12 protein-coding genes are annotated in these 15379 nt (G+C 68.1%); 7 read left to right on the top strand and 5 right to left on the bottom strand.

Annotated elements, in window-relative coordinates:
* The first annotated feature begins 19 nt into the window (after positions 1-19).
* Positions 20-1027, top strand: a complete 1008-nt coding sequence (locus ACFWNN_RS19310) for a GDSL-type esterase/lipase family protein (RefSeq protein WP_382441281.1) — start codon at positions 20-22, stop codon at positions 1025-1027.
* On the opposite strand, the gene ACFWNN_RS19305 is transcribed toward ACFWNN_RS19310, so the two are convergent.
* From ACFWNN_RS19305 to ACFWNN_RS19295, 3 genes are all read right to left on the bottom strand, one after another.
* Positions 939-2555: a glycosyltransferase family 87 protein gene (locus ACFWNN_RS19305; RefSeq protein WP_382441280.1), complete on the bottom strand. Its 1617-nt coding sequence runs from the start codon at positions 2553-2555 to the stop codon at positions 939-941. The genes ACFWNN_RS19310 and ACFWNN_RS19305 overlap by 89 nt on opposite strands.
* Before the next feature lie 103 nt (positions 2556-2658).
* Positions 2659-5178, bottom strand: a complete 2520-nt coding sequence (locus ACFWNN_RS19300) for a transglycosylase domain-containing protein (protein ID WP_382441279.1) — start codon at positions 5176-5178, stop codon at positions 2659-2661.
* Between the two features lie 350 nt (positions 5179-5528).
* Positions 5529-5927 (bottom strand): DUF5318 domain-containing protein, encoded by a 399-nt coding sequence (locus ACFWNN_RS19295; protein WP_382441278.1) that lies wholly within the window; start codon positions 5925-5927, stop codon positions 5529-5531.
* A 164-nt stretch (positions 5928-6091) separates the two neighbouring features.
* Here ACFWNN_RS19295 and ACFWNN_RS19290 point away from each other — a divergent pair, with 164 nt between their 5' ends.
* Together ACFWNN_RS19290 and ACFWNN_RS19285 are read left to right on the top strand one after the other, a co-directional pair.
* The gene (locus tag ACFWNN_RS19290; protein WP_285636748.1) at positions 6092-6631 is read left to right on the top strand and encodes a PadR family transcriptional regulator; all 540 of its coding nucleotides are present in this window, start codon (positions 6092-6094) and stop codon (positions 6629-6631) included.
* A 29-nt stretch (positions 6632-6660) separates the two neighbouring features.
* Positions 6661-7746: an inositol-3-phosphate synthase gene (locus ACFWNN_RS19285; protein WP_382441368.1), complete on the top strand. Its 1086-nt coding sequence runs from the start codon at positions 6661-6663 to the stop codon at positions 7744-7746.
* Between the two features lie 42 nt (positions 7747-7788).
* Here ACFWNN_RS19285 and ACFWNN_RS19280 read toward each other — a convergent pair whose 3' ends face one another.
* The gene (locus tag ACFWNN_RS19280; protein WP_382441277.1) at positions 7789-8523 is read right to left on the bottom strand and encodes an SDR family NAD(P)-dependent oxidoreductase; all 735 of its coding nucleotides are present in this window, start codon (positions 8521-8523) and stop codon (positions 7789-7791) included.
* 93 nt (positions 8524-8616) lie between these two features.
* Between ACFWNN_RS19280 and ACFWNN_RS19275 the strand changes: the two genes are divergently transcribed.
* Positions 8617-9198: a hypothetical protein gene (locus tag ACFWNN_RS19275; protein WP_382441276.1), complete on the top strand. Its 582-nt coding sequence runs from the start codon at positions 8617-8619 to the stop codon at positions 9196-9198.
* Here ACFWNN_RS19275 and ACFWNN_RS19270 read toward each other — a convergent pair.
* Positions 9147-9776: an HAD family hydrolase gene (locus ACFWNN_RS19270; protein WP_382441275.1), complete on the bottom strand. Its 630-nt coding sequence runs from the start codon at positions 9774-9776 to the stop codon at positions 9147-9149. The two genes, ACFWNN_RS19275 and ACFWNN_RS19270, sit on opposite strands and share 52 nt — an antisense overlap.
* Before the next feature lie 67 nt (positions 9777-9843).
* On the opposite strand from ACFWNN_RS19270, the gene ACFWNN_RS19265 reads away from it, so the two are divergent.
* The 3 genes from ACFWNN_RS19265 to ACFWNN_RS19255 all read left to right on the top strand — a co-directional run bounded on the left by ACFWNN_RS19265 (position 9844) and on the right by ACFWNN_RS19255 (position 15318).
* Complete coding sequence (locus ACFWNN_RS19265) at positions 9844-11010, top strand: MFS transporter (RefSeq protein ID WP_382441274.1); 1167 nt, start codon at positions 9844-9846, stop codon at positions 11008-11010.
* 57 nt (positions 11011-11067) lie between these two features.
* The gene (locus tag ACFWNN_RS19260; protein WP_382441273.1) at positions 11068-13089 is read left to right on the top strand and encodes a PhoX family protein; all 2022 of its coding nucleotides are present in this window, start codon (positions 11068-11070) and stop codon (positions 13087-13089) included.
* Positions 13090-13218: 129 nt separating this feature from the next.
* On the top strand, positions 13219-15318 hold the full coding sequence (locus ACFWNN_RS19255) for a PhoX family protein (protein ID WP_382441272.1): 2100 nt from the start codon (positions 13219-13221) through the stop codon (positions 15316-15318).
* Positions 15319-15379 lie beyond the last annotated feature (61 nt).

The raw sequence follows: 15379 nt of genomic DNA, 5'->3' as shown, positions 1-15379 counted from the left end.
TCCGACGCAGACTGCACCCGTGAGGGTGATCTTCGCGCTGGCGTTGGTGCTGGTCTGCGGTGCCTCCGGCGTGCCCGTGCGGTCGGAGGTGATCCGCTGGCTGCCCGTGTGGCAGGCCGTGCCGACCCAGGCCGGCGCGGTGCCGGACCAGACCGTGCGCACGACCGTCGACCTCGCGGCGGGCGGCACGTCGGTGCGCGTGCGGCTGTCGAACCTCCTCGGCACCAAGCCCGTCCGCGTCCAGGAGGTCGTCGTGACGGCGGACGGCGAGTCGCGCCGGCTCACGTTCGGCAGGTCCACGGCCGTGACGATCCGTGCGCGCGGTGAGGTCTACAGCGACGCGGTGCAGCTCAAGGTCACTGACACGCTCGACATCAACACGTACACGCCGGCCGGAACGCCGTGCCAGGCCCGTGCGCACCGCACGATCACCTCCACGCGGGAGCAGATCTGCCTCGTCTCGGCGGTCGAGGTCGCGGGCTTCACCGCGCCGGGCGCCGTGGTGATGTTCGGCGACTCGATCACCGAAGGCTGGTACGAGAACACCTGGCCGTCGCTGGTCGAGACCGACTACGCGGTGCTCAACGCGGGCATCAACGGCAACGGGGTGGTGCTGGGCAACGCGCCGATGGTCACCCGCGTCTACCGCGATGTCCTCTACAGCAAGGAAGTGCGCAAGGTCGTGCTCCTCGGTGGCATCAACGACATCCAGAGCGGGGTCAGCGCCGAGAACGTCATCGCGGGCATCCGGACCGTGCAGTCCCGGTGCCGCCACGAAGGCGTGGAGTTCCGCGTCGGCACCATCACGCCGTGGCGCGGCTGGGTCAACTGGACCGAGGAACGCGAACAGCAGCGGCAGAAGGTGAACGCGTGGATCCGCGCCACCTTCCCCGACGCCATCGACTTCGACGAGGCTGTGCGCGACCCCGCCGACCCGCTCAGACTGAGTCCGGAGTTCGACTCCGGTGATCACCTGCATCCGAACGGGACCGCATTCGGTGCAATGGCTCGCCTCGTGCGGGTTTGACCAGCTGACGATCCGGCGCGTCGGCCAGCACGCCCGCCAGCGGGTCGTCGCCCGCCTGCCGCACCAGGTCGCGTTCTGGGTGGTAGATCTCCTTGAGGATCAGCACGCACAACGTGATCACGGCCGCGTCCCGCAGCAGCACGGCGCCGAGGAACCAGTCGATCGGCAGTCCCTTGTGGTCGGTGCCGAGGTAGAAGTACATGCGCGGCACCCACACCAGCGCGTCGACGGTCATCCACGCCAGCAACAGCTTCCAGCGCGGCAACGCCAGCACGGCGAGCGGCACCAGCCACAGCGAGTACTGCGGGCTCCACACCTTGTTCGTCAGCAGGAACGCCGCCACGACCAGGAACCCGAGCTGGGCCAGCCGCGGCCGCGTCGGTGCCGACAGGGCCACGTACGCGATGCCGGCGCAGCAGACCAGGAACAGCACCATGCTGACCGTGTTGAGCACCGTCGGCGGTTGCCCCTGCGTGAGCCCGGGATCGAAGCCCTGCCAGCCCGTCCACTGCACGAGGACGTTGTAGAGCGTGTCCGGGTCAGCGTTGCGTTCGGTGTTGAGCCTGAAGAACTCTCTCCAGCCCGTGTGCGACGGCGGGTACAACGCCAGCGGTGCGTTCACCAACGCCCACGCGCCTATGGCAGCGGCGGTGGTGGTGAGACCGACCTTGAGTCTGTTGGACCGCCAACACAACAACAGCAACGGCCCCAGCAGGAACAACGGATAGAGCTTCGCCGCGCCACCGAGCCCCAGCAGGACACCGGCGAGCACGGGTTTCTTCCGCGCCCACGCCAGCAGGCCGGCCGTGGCGAACGCCGTCGCGATCGTGTCGAAGTTCGTGAACGCGTGCACGATGACCAGCGGGGACACCGCCACGATCGCCGCGTCCCAGGTCCGCCGCCGGGCGATGCGGGCCACCGAGAACACGGTCACCAGCCACGCCACCGCGAGCCAGAACGCCGTGACGTTGAAGAACACGATGACCGTCATCGGCAGACCGGGCACCAACGCCACGAGGCCCTGCGCAACGCGCGCGTTGAGCCACATGAACAAGCCCGTGACGACCGGGTACTCCATGTACCGGACGTGCTCGGTCGGCTTGCCCTCGTCGTCCTTCCACGACGTGATGTACGGGAAGGATCCCTGCTGGTCGAGCCGTTCCGCCGTGTAGAGCGGCACGGTGTCGGAGTAGCAGAGCGCGGTGAACTGCTTGCTCCCCCGCCAGTCGAGCTGCACGACGCCCTTGTCGTCCACGTACTGCTGGATGCACGGCGACTTCTGCACCCACCCCAGCAGCAACGTGACCACGGCGAGCATCAGGATCACCCGCACTGCCGTCCAGAAGTAGTTCCTGCCGACCAGCGCGTGCTCGCCCAGCGGACCGCCGAACGGTCTGCTCAGGCCGCGCGCGAGCGACTCGGTCCACGTCGGTGCGACGCGCTCCTCTGGCGTGAGCGAGTCGGTGTCGTCCTCGGCGAGATCCTTCTCGGGGGACTCGGCGGGAAGCTCGGCAGGGCTGCTGGGCACGGGGCGGATGTTACGGCCAAGACCGTTTCGCCGTGGTCAACATCCCAGGTAACGGCACAAAGCGAAGGGGCCCGGTGCGCTGTGCACCGGGCCCCTTCACTGGTCAGCCTCCTGGGTTGCCCCTCGGCCTCCCCGTCTGCGACGGGTCCGGCGGGTCGCCCGACGGGTCCTCGCAGGTGATGCCGGGGATGCAGGGCTTCGACGGCTGCGTCTGCGACGGCTTCGTCTCCGAGGTCTGCTGCGGCGGAGGGTTGTTGCTCGACTGCTGGTTGTTGCTCGGCGGGGCCGACGGCGGGTCCGACTTCTTCGGCGGGTTGAAGTTGCCGATCGGGTTCGGCTTCGGGAACGCCTCCTTCTGCGCGCCCGCGAGAGCCCCGTCCATGAACTTCTTCCACATCAGGCCGGGCAGACCGGAACCGAAGACGGCCTTGCCGGTCTTGTCCTTGATGGCCACGTTGCCCTGGTCCTTGCCGACCCACACGGAGGCGGACAGCTGCGGCGTGTAGCCGACCATCCAGGCCTTCGAGTTCTGGTCGAGGCTGCCGGGGAGCTCGTGCGTACCGGTCTTGCCGGCGCACGGACGGCCACCGGCACACGCGATGGCGCCGGTCGGGATCTCCTTCAACGTCTCGGTGACGTTGTCGGCGATGTCGCGGCTCTTCGTCTCGACCGGGTCGAACGCCGGGACCGCCTGGTCGACGTGCTGGTAGAGCACGTCACCGGTCGGGCCGACGACCTTCGTGACGAAGAACGGTTCGCGGTACATGCCGCGGGCCGCGAACGTCGCGTACGCCGACGCCATGTCGAACGGACGGACCTGCGCGCTGTCCGCGCCGATCGCGATACCGGCGGTGGGGGCGTTGCCGCCCTCGCCGACCAGGGTCTGCTTCTCCTGGCCACCGACCCGCACGACCTTCGGGATGCCCGCCGCGTGCGCCGCGTCGGCCACGGCCTTGGTGCCCGTGCCGTTGGGACCCGCCACCATGTCGTAGAACACGGTGTTGAGCGATTCCTTCATGGCCTGCTTGATCGGGCACTGCTTGCCGCACGTGGTGTTGCCCGCGTTGCGGACCTCGACGCCGGCGATCTTGCGCGGGGTGGCGTCGTAGGTGTCGCCGATGCCCTTGCCGTCCTTCAGAGCGGCCACCAGGTCGAACGGCTTGAACGACGAGCCGGCCTCCTGGATCGTGCCCTTGGCGTAGTCGATGCCCTTCAGGCCGTCCTTGCCCGGGTAGTAGGCCCTGACCGCGCCGGACTGCGGCTCGATCGCGCTGAGCGACGTGCGCAGGTCCGGGTCCTGGCCCTCCATCACCGAGTTCACGGCGTCGAGCGCGGCCTGCTGCATCTTCGGGTCGATCGTCGTGGTGATCGTGACGCCGGTCTTCTGCGCGCGCTCCATCGTGATGCCGACGCGTTCGCTGTCGATCTCGTTCTGGACCTGCTGGCTGACGCGGGCGAGCGGGCCGTCGAGGCTCGCGGGCTGCGTCTGCTCGAACGGCAGCGGGGTCGGGTACTTGCGGGCGTCGTAGTCGGCCTGGCTGAGCCAGCCCTTCTCCCGCATCTGCTTCATGACGAATTCCCAGCGGCCCTTCGCGTGCTCCTCATCTTCGGACCAGGAAGGGATCTGGATCATGCCGGCGATGAAGGCGGCCTCGGACGGGCTGAGCTCCGCCATCGGCTTGTTGTAGTAGACCTGCGCCGCGGCCTTCATGCCGTTCGCACCACGACCGAAGTACACCGTGTTCATGTACGCGGTGAGGATCGTGTTGTGGTCCGACTCGTTGCTCATCTTGTAGGCCTTGACGAGCTCGGTGAACTTACGAGTCAGCGTCGGCGCCTCGTTGTTGGTCGCCTTCTTGATGTACTGCTGCGTCAGACCGGAACCACCCGAGCTGCCACCCGTCGCCTGGATCCAGACGGCGCGCACGATGGCCTTCGCGTCGAAGCCGGGGTTCTCGTAGAAGTTCGCGTCCTCGGCGGCCATGACGGCCTGCTTGACGGTCTCCGGGAGCTCCTCGTACGTGAGCATCGTCCGGTTCTCACCGGGCGAGGTGATCTTGCCCATCTCGGAGCCGTCGGCGTAGAGCAGCGTGATCGTCTTGTCCTGCTGGTCCGCGATCTCGTTCGGGCGCGGCCAGTCGACGAGCGGGTACGTGACCGCGATGGCGATCACCGGGCCCAGGATCATCAGGCCGATGGCGACGAACGCGCCGATGCGGACGCGCTTCCAGATCTTCTTCTTGCGCAGCCGACGCTCCTCCTCTTCGGTGAGCTCCGGCTCGTCGTCGTAGTACTCGTCATCGTCGTCCGCCACGCCGGCCATGAGGAACTCGTCGTCAGGCTCGCGGTGGGTGATGAGCTCGGGCTCGCGCTGCGTCGGCCGGTTGACCGGCGGCATCTGCGTGGTGCGCTCCTCGCCGGGATTGCGCGGAGGCATGCCGGGGCGGCCGGGGCCACCCTGCGGACCGGGTCCGCCAGGGCCACCGGGACCACCGGGGCGACGGCCACCGGGCGGCGGCGCGATCGGCATGCCACCGGGAGGCGTCGGCGGACGGTTGCCGCCGGGGCCTCCCTGGGGACCGCCGGGGCCACCCTGCGGGCCGGGTCCGCCCGGACCGTTCATCGGACGGCCGGGACCGCCAGGTCCACCAGGAGCGCCCTGAGGCGGCCCACCCTGCGGACCGCCTGGTCCGTTCGGGCGGCGCGGGGGCTGCTGCTGTGGGAAACCACCGGGCGGCGTGCCACCCTGAGGAGGGCGCGCGAAACCGCCGGGCGGGGTGCCCGGTCGCGGCTGATTCGGGACATCGCGCCTCGTGCCGCCGCCGTCCGGGTCGTCCCCGGTCGGCCACTGCGGCTCGCCTCCGCGCTGCCGGTCATCATGCTGGTCGTTCACGTGAAAAGGCCTCCCAGACCGGCGTGCAACAGCACACGGTTCGGTGGTCGTACTTCGTTCGGAGCAGTGTCACCTGACGGTCATTCGGCCGCAGTCCTCCTGCGTGGCTTTTCCAGCCCACGCTTCCCCAGGACGTATGACTGCACCAGGTGGTTCCAACTGCACGTGCGGCAAACTTCAACTACGTACACGGAGAACTCGTCGAAGAGGTTCGCCATCTTCACCAGTTCTTCAGGTGTACGAGCGGAGCCGGCCGCGTGCTTGAGCTCGTCACCGTAGACCCACGACACGTGGGTCAGCGGTTCCTTCCGGCACACCGGACAGGGCACCTGGGTCGCCGTTCCGTGGAACTTCGCAGCTCGCAGCAGGTACGGGGACGCGTCGCAGACCTCCATGGTGCCCGTACGACCGGCATGGACCTCCGCCAGCAGCGCACGGCGCTGCAGCGAGTAGTCCACCACCTGTCGTTGGGTCAACACGTGACAAGAGTACGTGCCGGGCGCTTTTCGATGATGGGCCGTTCAGGGCAGCGGTCGGCGACGCGGTATCACGGTGTGCCACATCCCACAGTTCTGAGGAGCACACGATGTATCGCGCCGATATAATCACCTCACCTATCGGTGCAGGTGCGGGGAGGTGACTCGTGTTCGAGTTCGCGCTGCTCGGCCTGCTGCACGAGGCGCCCATGCACGGCTACGAGCTGCGCAAGCGCTTGCATGACCTGCTCGGAGCGTTTCGCGCGTTCTCCTACGGATCGCTGTACCCAACACTGCGGCGACTCCAGAGGGCGGGCCTGATCGTGGAGGAGGGGCCGGAGGAGTCGGCTCTTTCTTGGGGACGTCGGGCTCGCAAGGTCTACAAGCTGACCCCGGACGGCAAGGAGCGGTTCGCCGACCTCCTGGCCAACGCGGGGCCGCAGACCTGGGACGACGACTCGTTCGGGGTCCACCTGGCGTTCTTCTCGCGCACGCCGGCCGACGTCAGGATGCGCATCCTGGAAGGCCGCCGGCGATGTGTCGAAGAACGCAGGGAGGGCCTGCGCGAGCGACTCACGCGCACGGGTGAGCAGATCGACCGCTACACCCGTGAGCTGCACAGCCAGGGCCTGGAGAGCACGGAGCGCGAGGTGCGGTGGCTCAACGAGCTCATCGCGCACGAGAAGTCCGAGCAGGACGAGCAGTAACTCACATGTTGATCAAGGAGGACTCGGCAATGGGCGAAAACCGCCGCACCGTTCGAGTGGCCATCGTCGGGGTTGGCAACTGCGCGGCGTCGCTGGTGCAGGGCGTCCACTACTACCGTGACGCCGACCCGAGCACCCGCGTGCCCGGTCTGATGCACGTGCAGTTCGGTGACTACCACGTGCGCGATGTCGAGTTCGTCGCCGCGTTCGACGTGGACGCGAAGAAGGTGGGTGTCGACCTCTCCGAGGCCATCGGGGCCAGCGAGAACAACACCATCAAGATCGCGGACGTCCCGCCGCTCGGCGTCACCGTGCAGCGCGGCCACACCTACGACGGTCTCGGTCGCTTCTACCGGGAGACGATCGAGGAGTCGGACGCGTCGCCGGTGGACGTGGTTCAGGCGCTGCGCGACGCCGAGGTCGACGTGCTGGTCTCGTACCTGCCCGTCGGTTCCGAGGACGCGGACCGCTTCTACGCCCAGTGCGCCATCGACGCCGGTGTCGGCTTCGTCAACGCCCTGCCGGTCTTCATCGCGTCGGACCCGGAGTGGGCGGAGAAGTTCCGCGCCGCCGGCGTCCCGATCGTGGGTGACGACATCAAGTCCCAGGTCGGCGCCACCATCACGCACCGCGTGCTGGCGAAGCTGTTCGAGGACCGAGGTGTCCAGCTCGACCGCACCATGCAGCTGAACGTGGGCGGCAACATGGACTTCCTGAACATGAAGGAACTGGAGCGCCTGGAGTCCAAGAAGGTCTCCAAGACCCAGGCCGTCACGTCCCAGGTGGACCGCGAGATGGGCAAGCGCAACGTCCACATCGGCCCGTCGGACTACGTCGCGTGGCTCGACGACCGCAAGTGGGCCTACGTGCGCCTCGAGGGCCGCGCGTTCGGTGACGTGCCGCTGAACCTCGAGTACAAGCTGGAGGTCTGGGACTCCCCGAACTCCGCGGGCATCATCATCGACGCGGTCCGCGCGGCGAAGATCGCCCTGGACCGCGGCATCGGCGGCCCGATCCTCTCGGCCTCCTCGTACTTCATGAAGTCCCCGCCCGTGCAGTACTCGGACTCCGAGGCGCACGAGGCCGTGGAGAAGTTCATCCGCGGCGAGGCGTAGTTGCTGCTGGGGCCGCCCTTCTCGTCGGGGCGGCCCCTTCTTCTAGCGCTTGGACAGCCGGAGCTTCTGCCAGCTGCCGTCCGCCGTCCACCCGCCGTCGACGGGCAACGCGACCCCGTTGACGTACCGCGCGTTGTCACTCGCCAGGAACCGCACGGCCTGCGCGATGTCGTCCGGCGCCGCGAACCGCCCCATCGGCACGTGCTCGGTGATGTCGTCGTCCACGTAGTACCCGCCGGCCTGCGACTCGACGTCCATCTCGGTCTTGACCCACCCGGGACACACGGCGTTGACCCGCACTCCCCTCCCGCCCCACTCGACGGCCAGGGTGCGGGTGAGGCCGATCAGCCCGTGCTTGGTCGTGTTGTACGCGGCCCGATCCGCGACGCCCTGCAACCCGGCGACGGACGCGATGTTGACGACGCTGCCGCTGCGCTGGTCGAGCATGATCTTCCCGAGCGCCTGCGTGAGCAGGAACGGCCCGGTCAGGTTGACCGCCATGATCCGTTCCCACTGCTCCAGGCTCGTGTCCTCGAACGGCACGATGCCCGCGATCCCGGCGTTGTTGACCAGCACGTCCACCCGCTGATGGGTGCTCATGACGTGCTCGGCGAGCCGCTGCACGTCCGAGGCGCTCGCCACGTTGCCGACGATCCCGTCCTTGCTCTCCTGCAGGTCGAAGCCGACGACGGCGAACCCGTCCTCGCGCAGCACGTCCGCGATCCGCAGCCCCATGCCCTGCGCCGTGCCGGTGACCACAGCAACTCGTTGCGTCATACCGCCACGCTAAGGACGGCCGTCAAGGCGCGACAGACACGTTCGTGTGTTCGGAGTCTCAGCGAAAGCCGCGCTTCCGCTACCTTCGGCCCGATGCGCACGCTGCTCGTCGCCCTCCCCGGCCTGGTCCTCGCCGGCATCGGCCTGACCCACCCCCACCACCTGGACGCGACGACCGCGCAGTGGTGGCAGAACATGCACATCATCCTGGCGGCGGTCTTCCCGCTCCTCGGTGCCGCGCAATGGGTCCTGCTCGACGACAGCCCGCGCTACGTCCGCTACCCGGCCCGCCTCGCGGCGTTCGGCTACGTCGTCTTCTACGGCGCCCTCGACGCGTTGGCCGGCATCGGCGGCGGCGCGCTGGTGCTGCAGAACGGCGGCCGCACGCCCGGAGACGAGGCGATCTTCAAGATCGGCAACCAACTTGGAACCGTTGGCGCGTGGTGCTTCTTCGCCGCGAGCCTCGCCATCGTCGTCTGCGCGCTGCTCAAACACCGCCTCAAGGCGATCCCCGGCGCTGTCTTCCTGACGCTCGGCAGCTACCTGTTCCTCAGCAGCCACATCTACTGGCCGAAGGGCGTCATCGCCTGCACGTGCATCGCGATCGGCCTGGCCGCGCTCAGCTACGTCAGCGCACCGGGCAGGTCGGCGATGGAACCCAGCACCCGCACCTGAGCCAGCACGTCCGCGGCAGGCGGGAAGTGCGGGTTCGGCACGGCCAGCACGGTCATGCCCGCCGCCAACGCCGCCTTCAACCCGTTCGTCGAATCCTCGACGGCATAACAGGATTCCGCCGCAACACCCAACTGCGCGGCCGCCGCCAGATACACGTCCGGCGAGGGCTTCCCGGCCGCACAGGACTCCGACGACACCGCGACGGGCACCGGCAACCCGGTCACGTCCAGGAAGACCTTGATCAGCACGGCAGGCGCGGACGACGCGATGGCCACCGGGAACCGCGCGGCCACCGCCCGCACCGTCTCGACGGCACCTGGCAGCACCGGCAGGTGTGCGGCGTAGGCCTTCTGCATCTCGGCGATCACGCCGGCGGAGACCTCGTCGGGCGTCAGCCGAACACCCACGTCCGACACCAGGTACGCGGCCCACTCGGGCGTCGACATCCCCTGCATGGCACGGGTCGCCTCGTCCGTCCACACCCCGCCGTGCGCGGCGGCGAACGACTGGCGCACCTCGTCCCACACCTGCTCGGAGTCGATCAGCACGCCGTCGAGGTCGAAGATCACCGCATCCACGCCCCGAACCGTACCCTGTGGCACAGGATACTTCGCTATGCTAAGCAAAATCGGTTAGGCTAGCTAAGTGAATTTCAAGGCTCAGCCCAAACAGGTCTGGATCACGGCGTTCGCCGCCGTGATCGCCTTCATGGGGATCGGGCTCGTGGACCCGATCCTGTTGTCCATCGCAGAGGGTCTGCACGCAACACCGTCGCAGGTCACCCTGCTCTTCTCGTCCTACCTCGGCGTCCAGGTCGTGGCGATGCTCTTCACGGGCGCGGCCACGGCGCGGTTCGGCGCCAAGCGCACGCTCGTCGGTGGGCTCGCGCTGATCGTCATCGCCACGCTGGCGTGCTCGGCGGCGGGGAGCATCGGCCAGTTGGTCGGCCTCCGGGCTGTCTGGGGGCTCGGCAACGCGTTCTTCATCGCCACCGCGCTCAGCGTCATCGTCGGTGCGGCGAGCGGCGGGCAGAAGGCGGCGATCCTGCTCTACGAGGCCGCGCTCGGTCTCGGCCTCAGCGTCGGGCCGTTGCTCGGCGCTCTGCTGGGCAGCATCTCGTGGCGCGGGCCGTTCCTCGGCACCGCGATCCTGATGGCGGCCGCGTTGATCCTTTGTGCAACGTTCCTGGCCAAGGACTCGCACCAGGACCGTCCGAAGATCGGTCTCGCCGATCCGCTGAAAGCTCTGAAAAACCCGACGCTCTTCCGCACCAGTGTTGGAGCGGTGCTCTACACGGCGGCCTTCTTCACCGTGCTGGCGTGGTCGCCGTTCGTCCTGCACTGGGGCGCCGTCGAGATCGGACTGATCTTCTTCGGCTGGGGCGTGTGCGTCGCGGTCTCCAGCGTCTTCCTGGCGCCTCGGCTGGCTGACAAGACGGGCGAGAAGCGCGCGATCATCGGCTCGGTGCTCGCGTTCGCCGTGCTGATGCTGCTGATGGCGGTGCCCAGCAAGCCGTTGCTGGTCGTCGCGATCATCGTGAGCGGCCTGGTCAGCGGTCTGCTCAACACCCTGTTCACCGGCACTGCGATGAGCGTCAGCGACGCGCCGCGGCCGGTGGCGAGTGCCGGCTACAACTTCCTGCGCTGGCTCGGTGGCGCGCTGGCGGCGACGTTCGTGAGCCACCTCGCCCAGCCGTTCGTCGTCGCGGCGGTGCTGTGCGCCGGGGCGGCCGTCCTGCTCGCGTTCAACCGAACTGATACGCGCGAGGTACCTACGGAAGTCGTGATCGCGAGCGAGCAGCTAGTCGGTTAACAAAGGGTGAACTACGGTCGGTGCGTGTTCCCGCACCGACCGTAGGAGGCCACCACCATGATCCCCCTGCCGCTCGTCAACCACCGCGTCGGCAGAGCCGCGGTGACATGCGAATACCGCTGCGGCGACGCGTGCTTCCACGACGTTCCGAACACTTCGGACAACCCGTACTTCGGCGACCTGATCAGCCGCCGCACGGCGCTCAAGGCCGGCGCGGTCGTCGCAGCCGCCGCCACCGTCGCCACGCCCGCGACGGCAGCCGCCGCACCCGACGAGAAGTCCCAGGGCCGCCCACCCAAGGGACTCGACTTCAAGCCCGTCGCGGTCAACACCAAGGACGAGGTCGTCATCCCCGAGGGGTACGAGCAGGGGATCGTGATCCGCTGGGGCGACCCGCTCTTCCCCGGCGTCCCCGAGTTCGACTTCGCGAACCAGACCGCCGCGAAGCAGGAGAAGCAGTTCGGCTTCAACTGCGACTTCGCCGCCATCCTGCCGCTGGACCCGTTGGAGCTCAGCGGGATCATGGTCACGAACCACGAGTACACCAGCGAGCCGTTCATGTTCAGCGGCTACGACGCGAACAACCCCACCGAGGAACAGGTCAAGATCGCCTGGGCCGCGCACGGGCTGTCGGTGTTCATGATCAAGCGCTCGCTGTTCTCCGGCCACTACCGGCCGCGTTTCAGCAAGTACAACCGCCGCATCACCCTCAACACGGCGTTCGAGGTGCGCGGCCCGGTCGCCGGCAGCGACCTGCTCAAGACGTCGGCGGACCCGACCGGCCGGAAGGTCTTCGGCACGATCAACAACTGCTCCGGCGGCGTCACGCCGTGGGGCACGATCCTGTCCGGCGAGGAGAACTTCAACCAGTACTTCGCCAACGCCGCCGGCCGCAACGACCCGCGCCTGACCCGGTACGGCGTCACGGGAAACGCCACGACCCGCAAGTGGGAGCGCTTCGACAAGCGCTGGGACCTCGCCAAGGAACCCAACGAGGTCAACAGGTTCGGCTGGGTCATCGAGCTCGATCCGCACGACCCCGACTCGACGCCGGTCAAGCACACGCACCTCGGCCGCTTCAAGCACGAGACCGCGAACATCCGCGTCGCCGACGACGGCCGCGTCGTCGCCTACTCCGGTGACGACGAGCGGTTCGAGTACATCTACAAGTTCATCTCCAACGGGAAGATGAAGCGCGGCAACAGCAAGTCCGCGCGCCGCCACAACATGACGCTGCTCGACGACGGCACGCTCTACGTGGGCCGGTTCAAGGGCGACAGCCCGGTGAGCGAGATCGACGGCACCGGAAAGCTGCCCAGCGACGGCAAGTTCGACGGCACCGGCGAGTGGATCCCTTTGGCGGCGGGCAAGAAGTCGTTCGTGCCGGGAATGACCGCCGAGGAGGTCTACGTCTTCACGCGCGAGGCCGCGGACAAGGTCGGCGCGACGAAGATGGACCGCCCCGAGGACATCGAGTGCCACCCGCGCACCGGCACGGTCTACTGCGCGCTCAGCAACAACGTCGAACGCGGCGTCACGGCCGGCAAGGAAGGCGCGACCGAGCCGAACCCGCGGATCAACAACCGCCACGGCCAGGTCCTGGAGATCACCGAACGTCGCAACGACGCGCTCTCGCTGACGTTCAACTGGGGCCTGTTCCTGGTCTGCGGCTTCCCCGACGACCCGAACACGTACTTCGGCGGCTACGACAAGTCCCAGGTCAGCCCCATCTCCAGTCCGGACAACGTGGCGTTCGACCGGTACGGCAACCTGTGGATCTCCACCGACGCCGACGGCAAGCTCGACGGCCTGAACGACGGCCTCTACGGCGTGCCGCTGGAGGGCCCGGAACGCGGTCACCTCAAGCTGTTCCTCACGGTCCCGCGCGGCGGTGAGACGTGCGGCCCGGTGATCGGCGAACGGGTCATCACGGTCTGCGTGCAGCACCCCGGCGAGGTCGACGGCGCGAACGCCGACAAGCCCGTCTCGAACTGGCCGGACCGGGGCACGGCACGACCGCGTCCGTCCGTCGTCGCGGTGTGGCGCAAGGACCGGGGGCGACTGGGAGAGATCGGCTGATCACGGCGCGTGCTGTGATCGTTCGGGTGTAGTACGAGTTCGCCCGCCGTTCACCTGCTGGACGGCTGGCGAACTCGTTCGGCTCTTAGGTTCGGCCAGTTCCCACACTGACCGATCTCGGAGGCCTGCGTGTCCTCACCCACCGATCGGGGCCGTCGCCTGCTGCCCCTGCTCACGGCCAACCACCCGCTCGGGCGGCAGGCCGTCACCTGCGAGTTCCGCTGCGGCAACGCCTGTGCCCACGAGGCGCCCAACACCACGAAGAACGCCTACTTCGGCGACGTCGTGCAGGAGGTCGTGAGCCGCCGCGGCATGCTGAAGGCCGGTGCCGTCGTCGCGGCCGCCGGTGCCGGCGCGCTCGCGTTCTCCGGTTCCGCCGCCGCCGCTCCGGCGCAGCAGCACGACGCCTCGGCTCTCGGCCGCGGCGGCAGCAAGGACCCTGGTGGCCTGAACTTCGAGCCGGTGGCGCCCAACACCCTCGACCAGATCACCGTGCCCAAGGGGTTCCAGCAGGACGTCGTCATCCGCTGGGGCGACGGGATCCTCGACGACTCGCCGAAGTTCGACTTCGACAACCAGACGCCTGAGGCGCAGGCCAAGCAGTTCGGTTTCAACAACGACTTCTGCGGTCTGGTCCCGGTTCCGGGCTACCACGACAGCTGGCTCATGGTGAGCAACCACGAGTACACGACCGAGTCCTTCATGTTCAAGGACTGGTCGCCCACCACCATCACCGAGCGCCACGCCAAGATCGCGTGGGCCGCGCACGGCCTGTCCGTCGTGATGGTCGACCGCGACCCGCGCACCGGCAAGCTCTTCGTCTGTCCGGACGACAAGCGGAAGTACAACCGCCGCATCACCCTCACCACGCCGTTCGAGGTGAAGGGCCCGGCCGCCGGTTCGAAGTTCCTCAAGACCTCGGCCGACCCGACGGGCCGTCGCGTGCTCGGCACGCAGAACAACTGCGCCGGTGGCGTCACGCCGTGGGGCACGATCCTGTCCGGCGAGGAGAACTTCAACCAGTACTTCGCCAACGCGAGCCTGGTCACCGACCCGGACACGAAGGCCAAGTTCGCCCGCTACGGCATCAGCGGCGGCGCGTCCCTGCGCCAGTGGGAGCGCTTCGACAAGCGCTTCGACCTGTCCCAGGAGCCCAACGAGGCCAACCGCTTCGGCTGGATCGTCGAGATCGACCCGCTCGACAAGAACTCGACGCCGGTCAAGCACACCGCGCTCGGCCGCTTCAAGCACGAGGGCGCGAACATCATCGTCGCCAAGGACGGCCGCGTGGTCGCGTACATGGGCGACGACGAGCGCTTCGACTACATGTACAAGTTCGTCTCCGACGAGAAGATGCAGAAGGGCGACTCGAAGCGCGCCCGCGAGCACAACAAGCAGCTGCTGGACAAGGGCACGCTGTACGTCGCGCGCTTCACGGGTGACAGCCCGGCCGCCGAGATCATCGGTGACGGCACCCTCCCGGCCGACGGCGAGTTCGACGGCTCGGGCGAGTGGATCGCGTTGGCGCACAACGACAAGTCGTTCGTGCCCGGCTTCACCGCCGAAGAGGTCTACGTCTTCACGCGCCTCGCCGCGGACAAGGTCGGCGCCACGAAGATGGACCGCCCCGAGGACGTCGAGCCCTCGACGCACAACCGCCGGATCTACGCCGCGCTGACGAACAACACCGACCGCGGCAAGGCGGGCAAGGAAGGCCCGACCGAGATCAACCCGCGCAACGGCAACAAGCACGGCCACGTCCTGGAGATCGAGGAGCGCCGCAGCGACAACACGGCGCTGACGTTCTCGTGGAAGCTGCTGCTCGTCTGCGGCGACCCGAAGGACGCGGGCACGTACTTCGGCGGCTACGACAAGTCGCAGGTCAGCCCGATCTCGTGCCCGGACAACGTCGCGTTCGACACGCACGGCAACCTGTGGATCTCCACGGACGGCAACGCCCTGGCGTCCAACGACGGCCTGTTCGCGGTGCCCGTCGAGGGTCCGAAGCGCGGCCAGGTCAAGCAGTTCCTGACCGTGCCGAAGGGTGCCGAGACCTGCGGTCCCGTCATCACCGAGGACTTCGTGCTGGTGTCCGTGCAGCACCCCGGTGAGATCGACGGCGCGTCGGCCAACAACCCGCTGTCGCACTGGCCGGACGGTGGCACCTCGCAGCCGCGTCCGTCCGTCGCGGTGGTGTGGCGCAAGGACCGCAGGAAGATCTGCGACTGATCGTTCTGATCATGTGTCCTGGCTCACTCTGATCATGTGAACCGGTGCAGCCGCCCGCCCG

The organism is Lentzea sp. NPDC058450, assembly GCF_042721395.1.
Classification (GTDB): domain Bacteria; phylum Actinomycetota; class Actinomycetes; order Mycobacteriales; family Pseudonocardiaceae; genus Lentzea.
The sequence above is the reverse complement of the archived record's forward strand: the minus strand, read 5'-3'. Positions and strand labels throughout refer to the sequence as shown.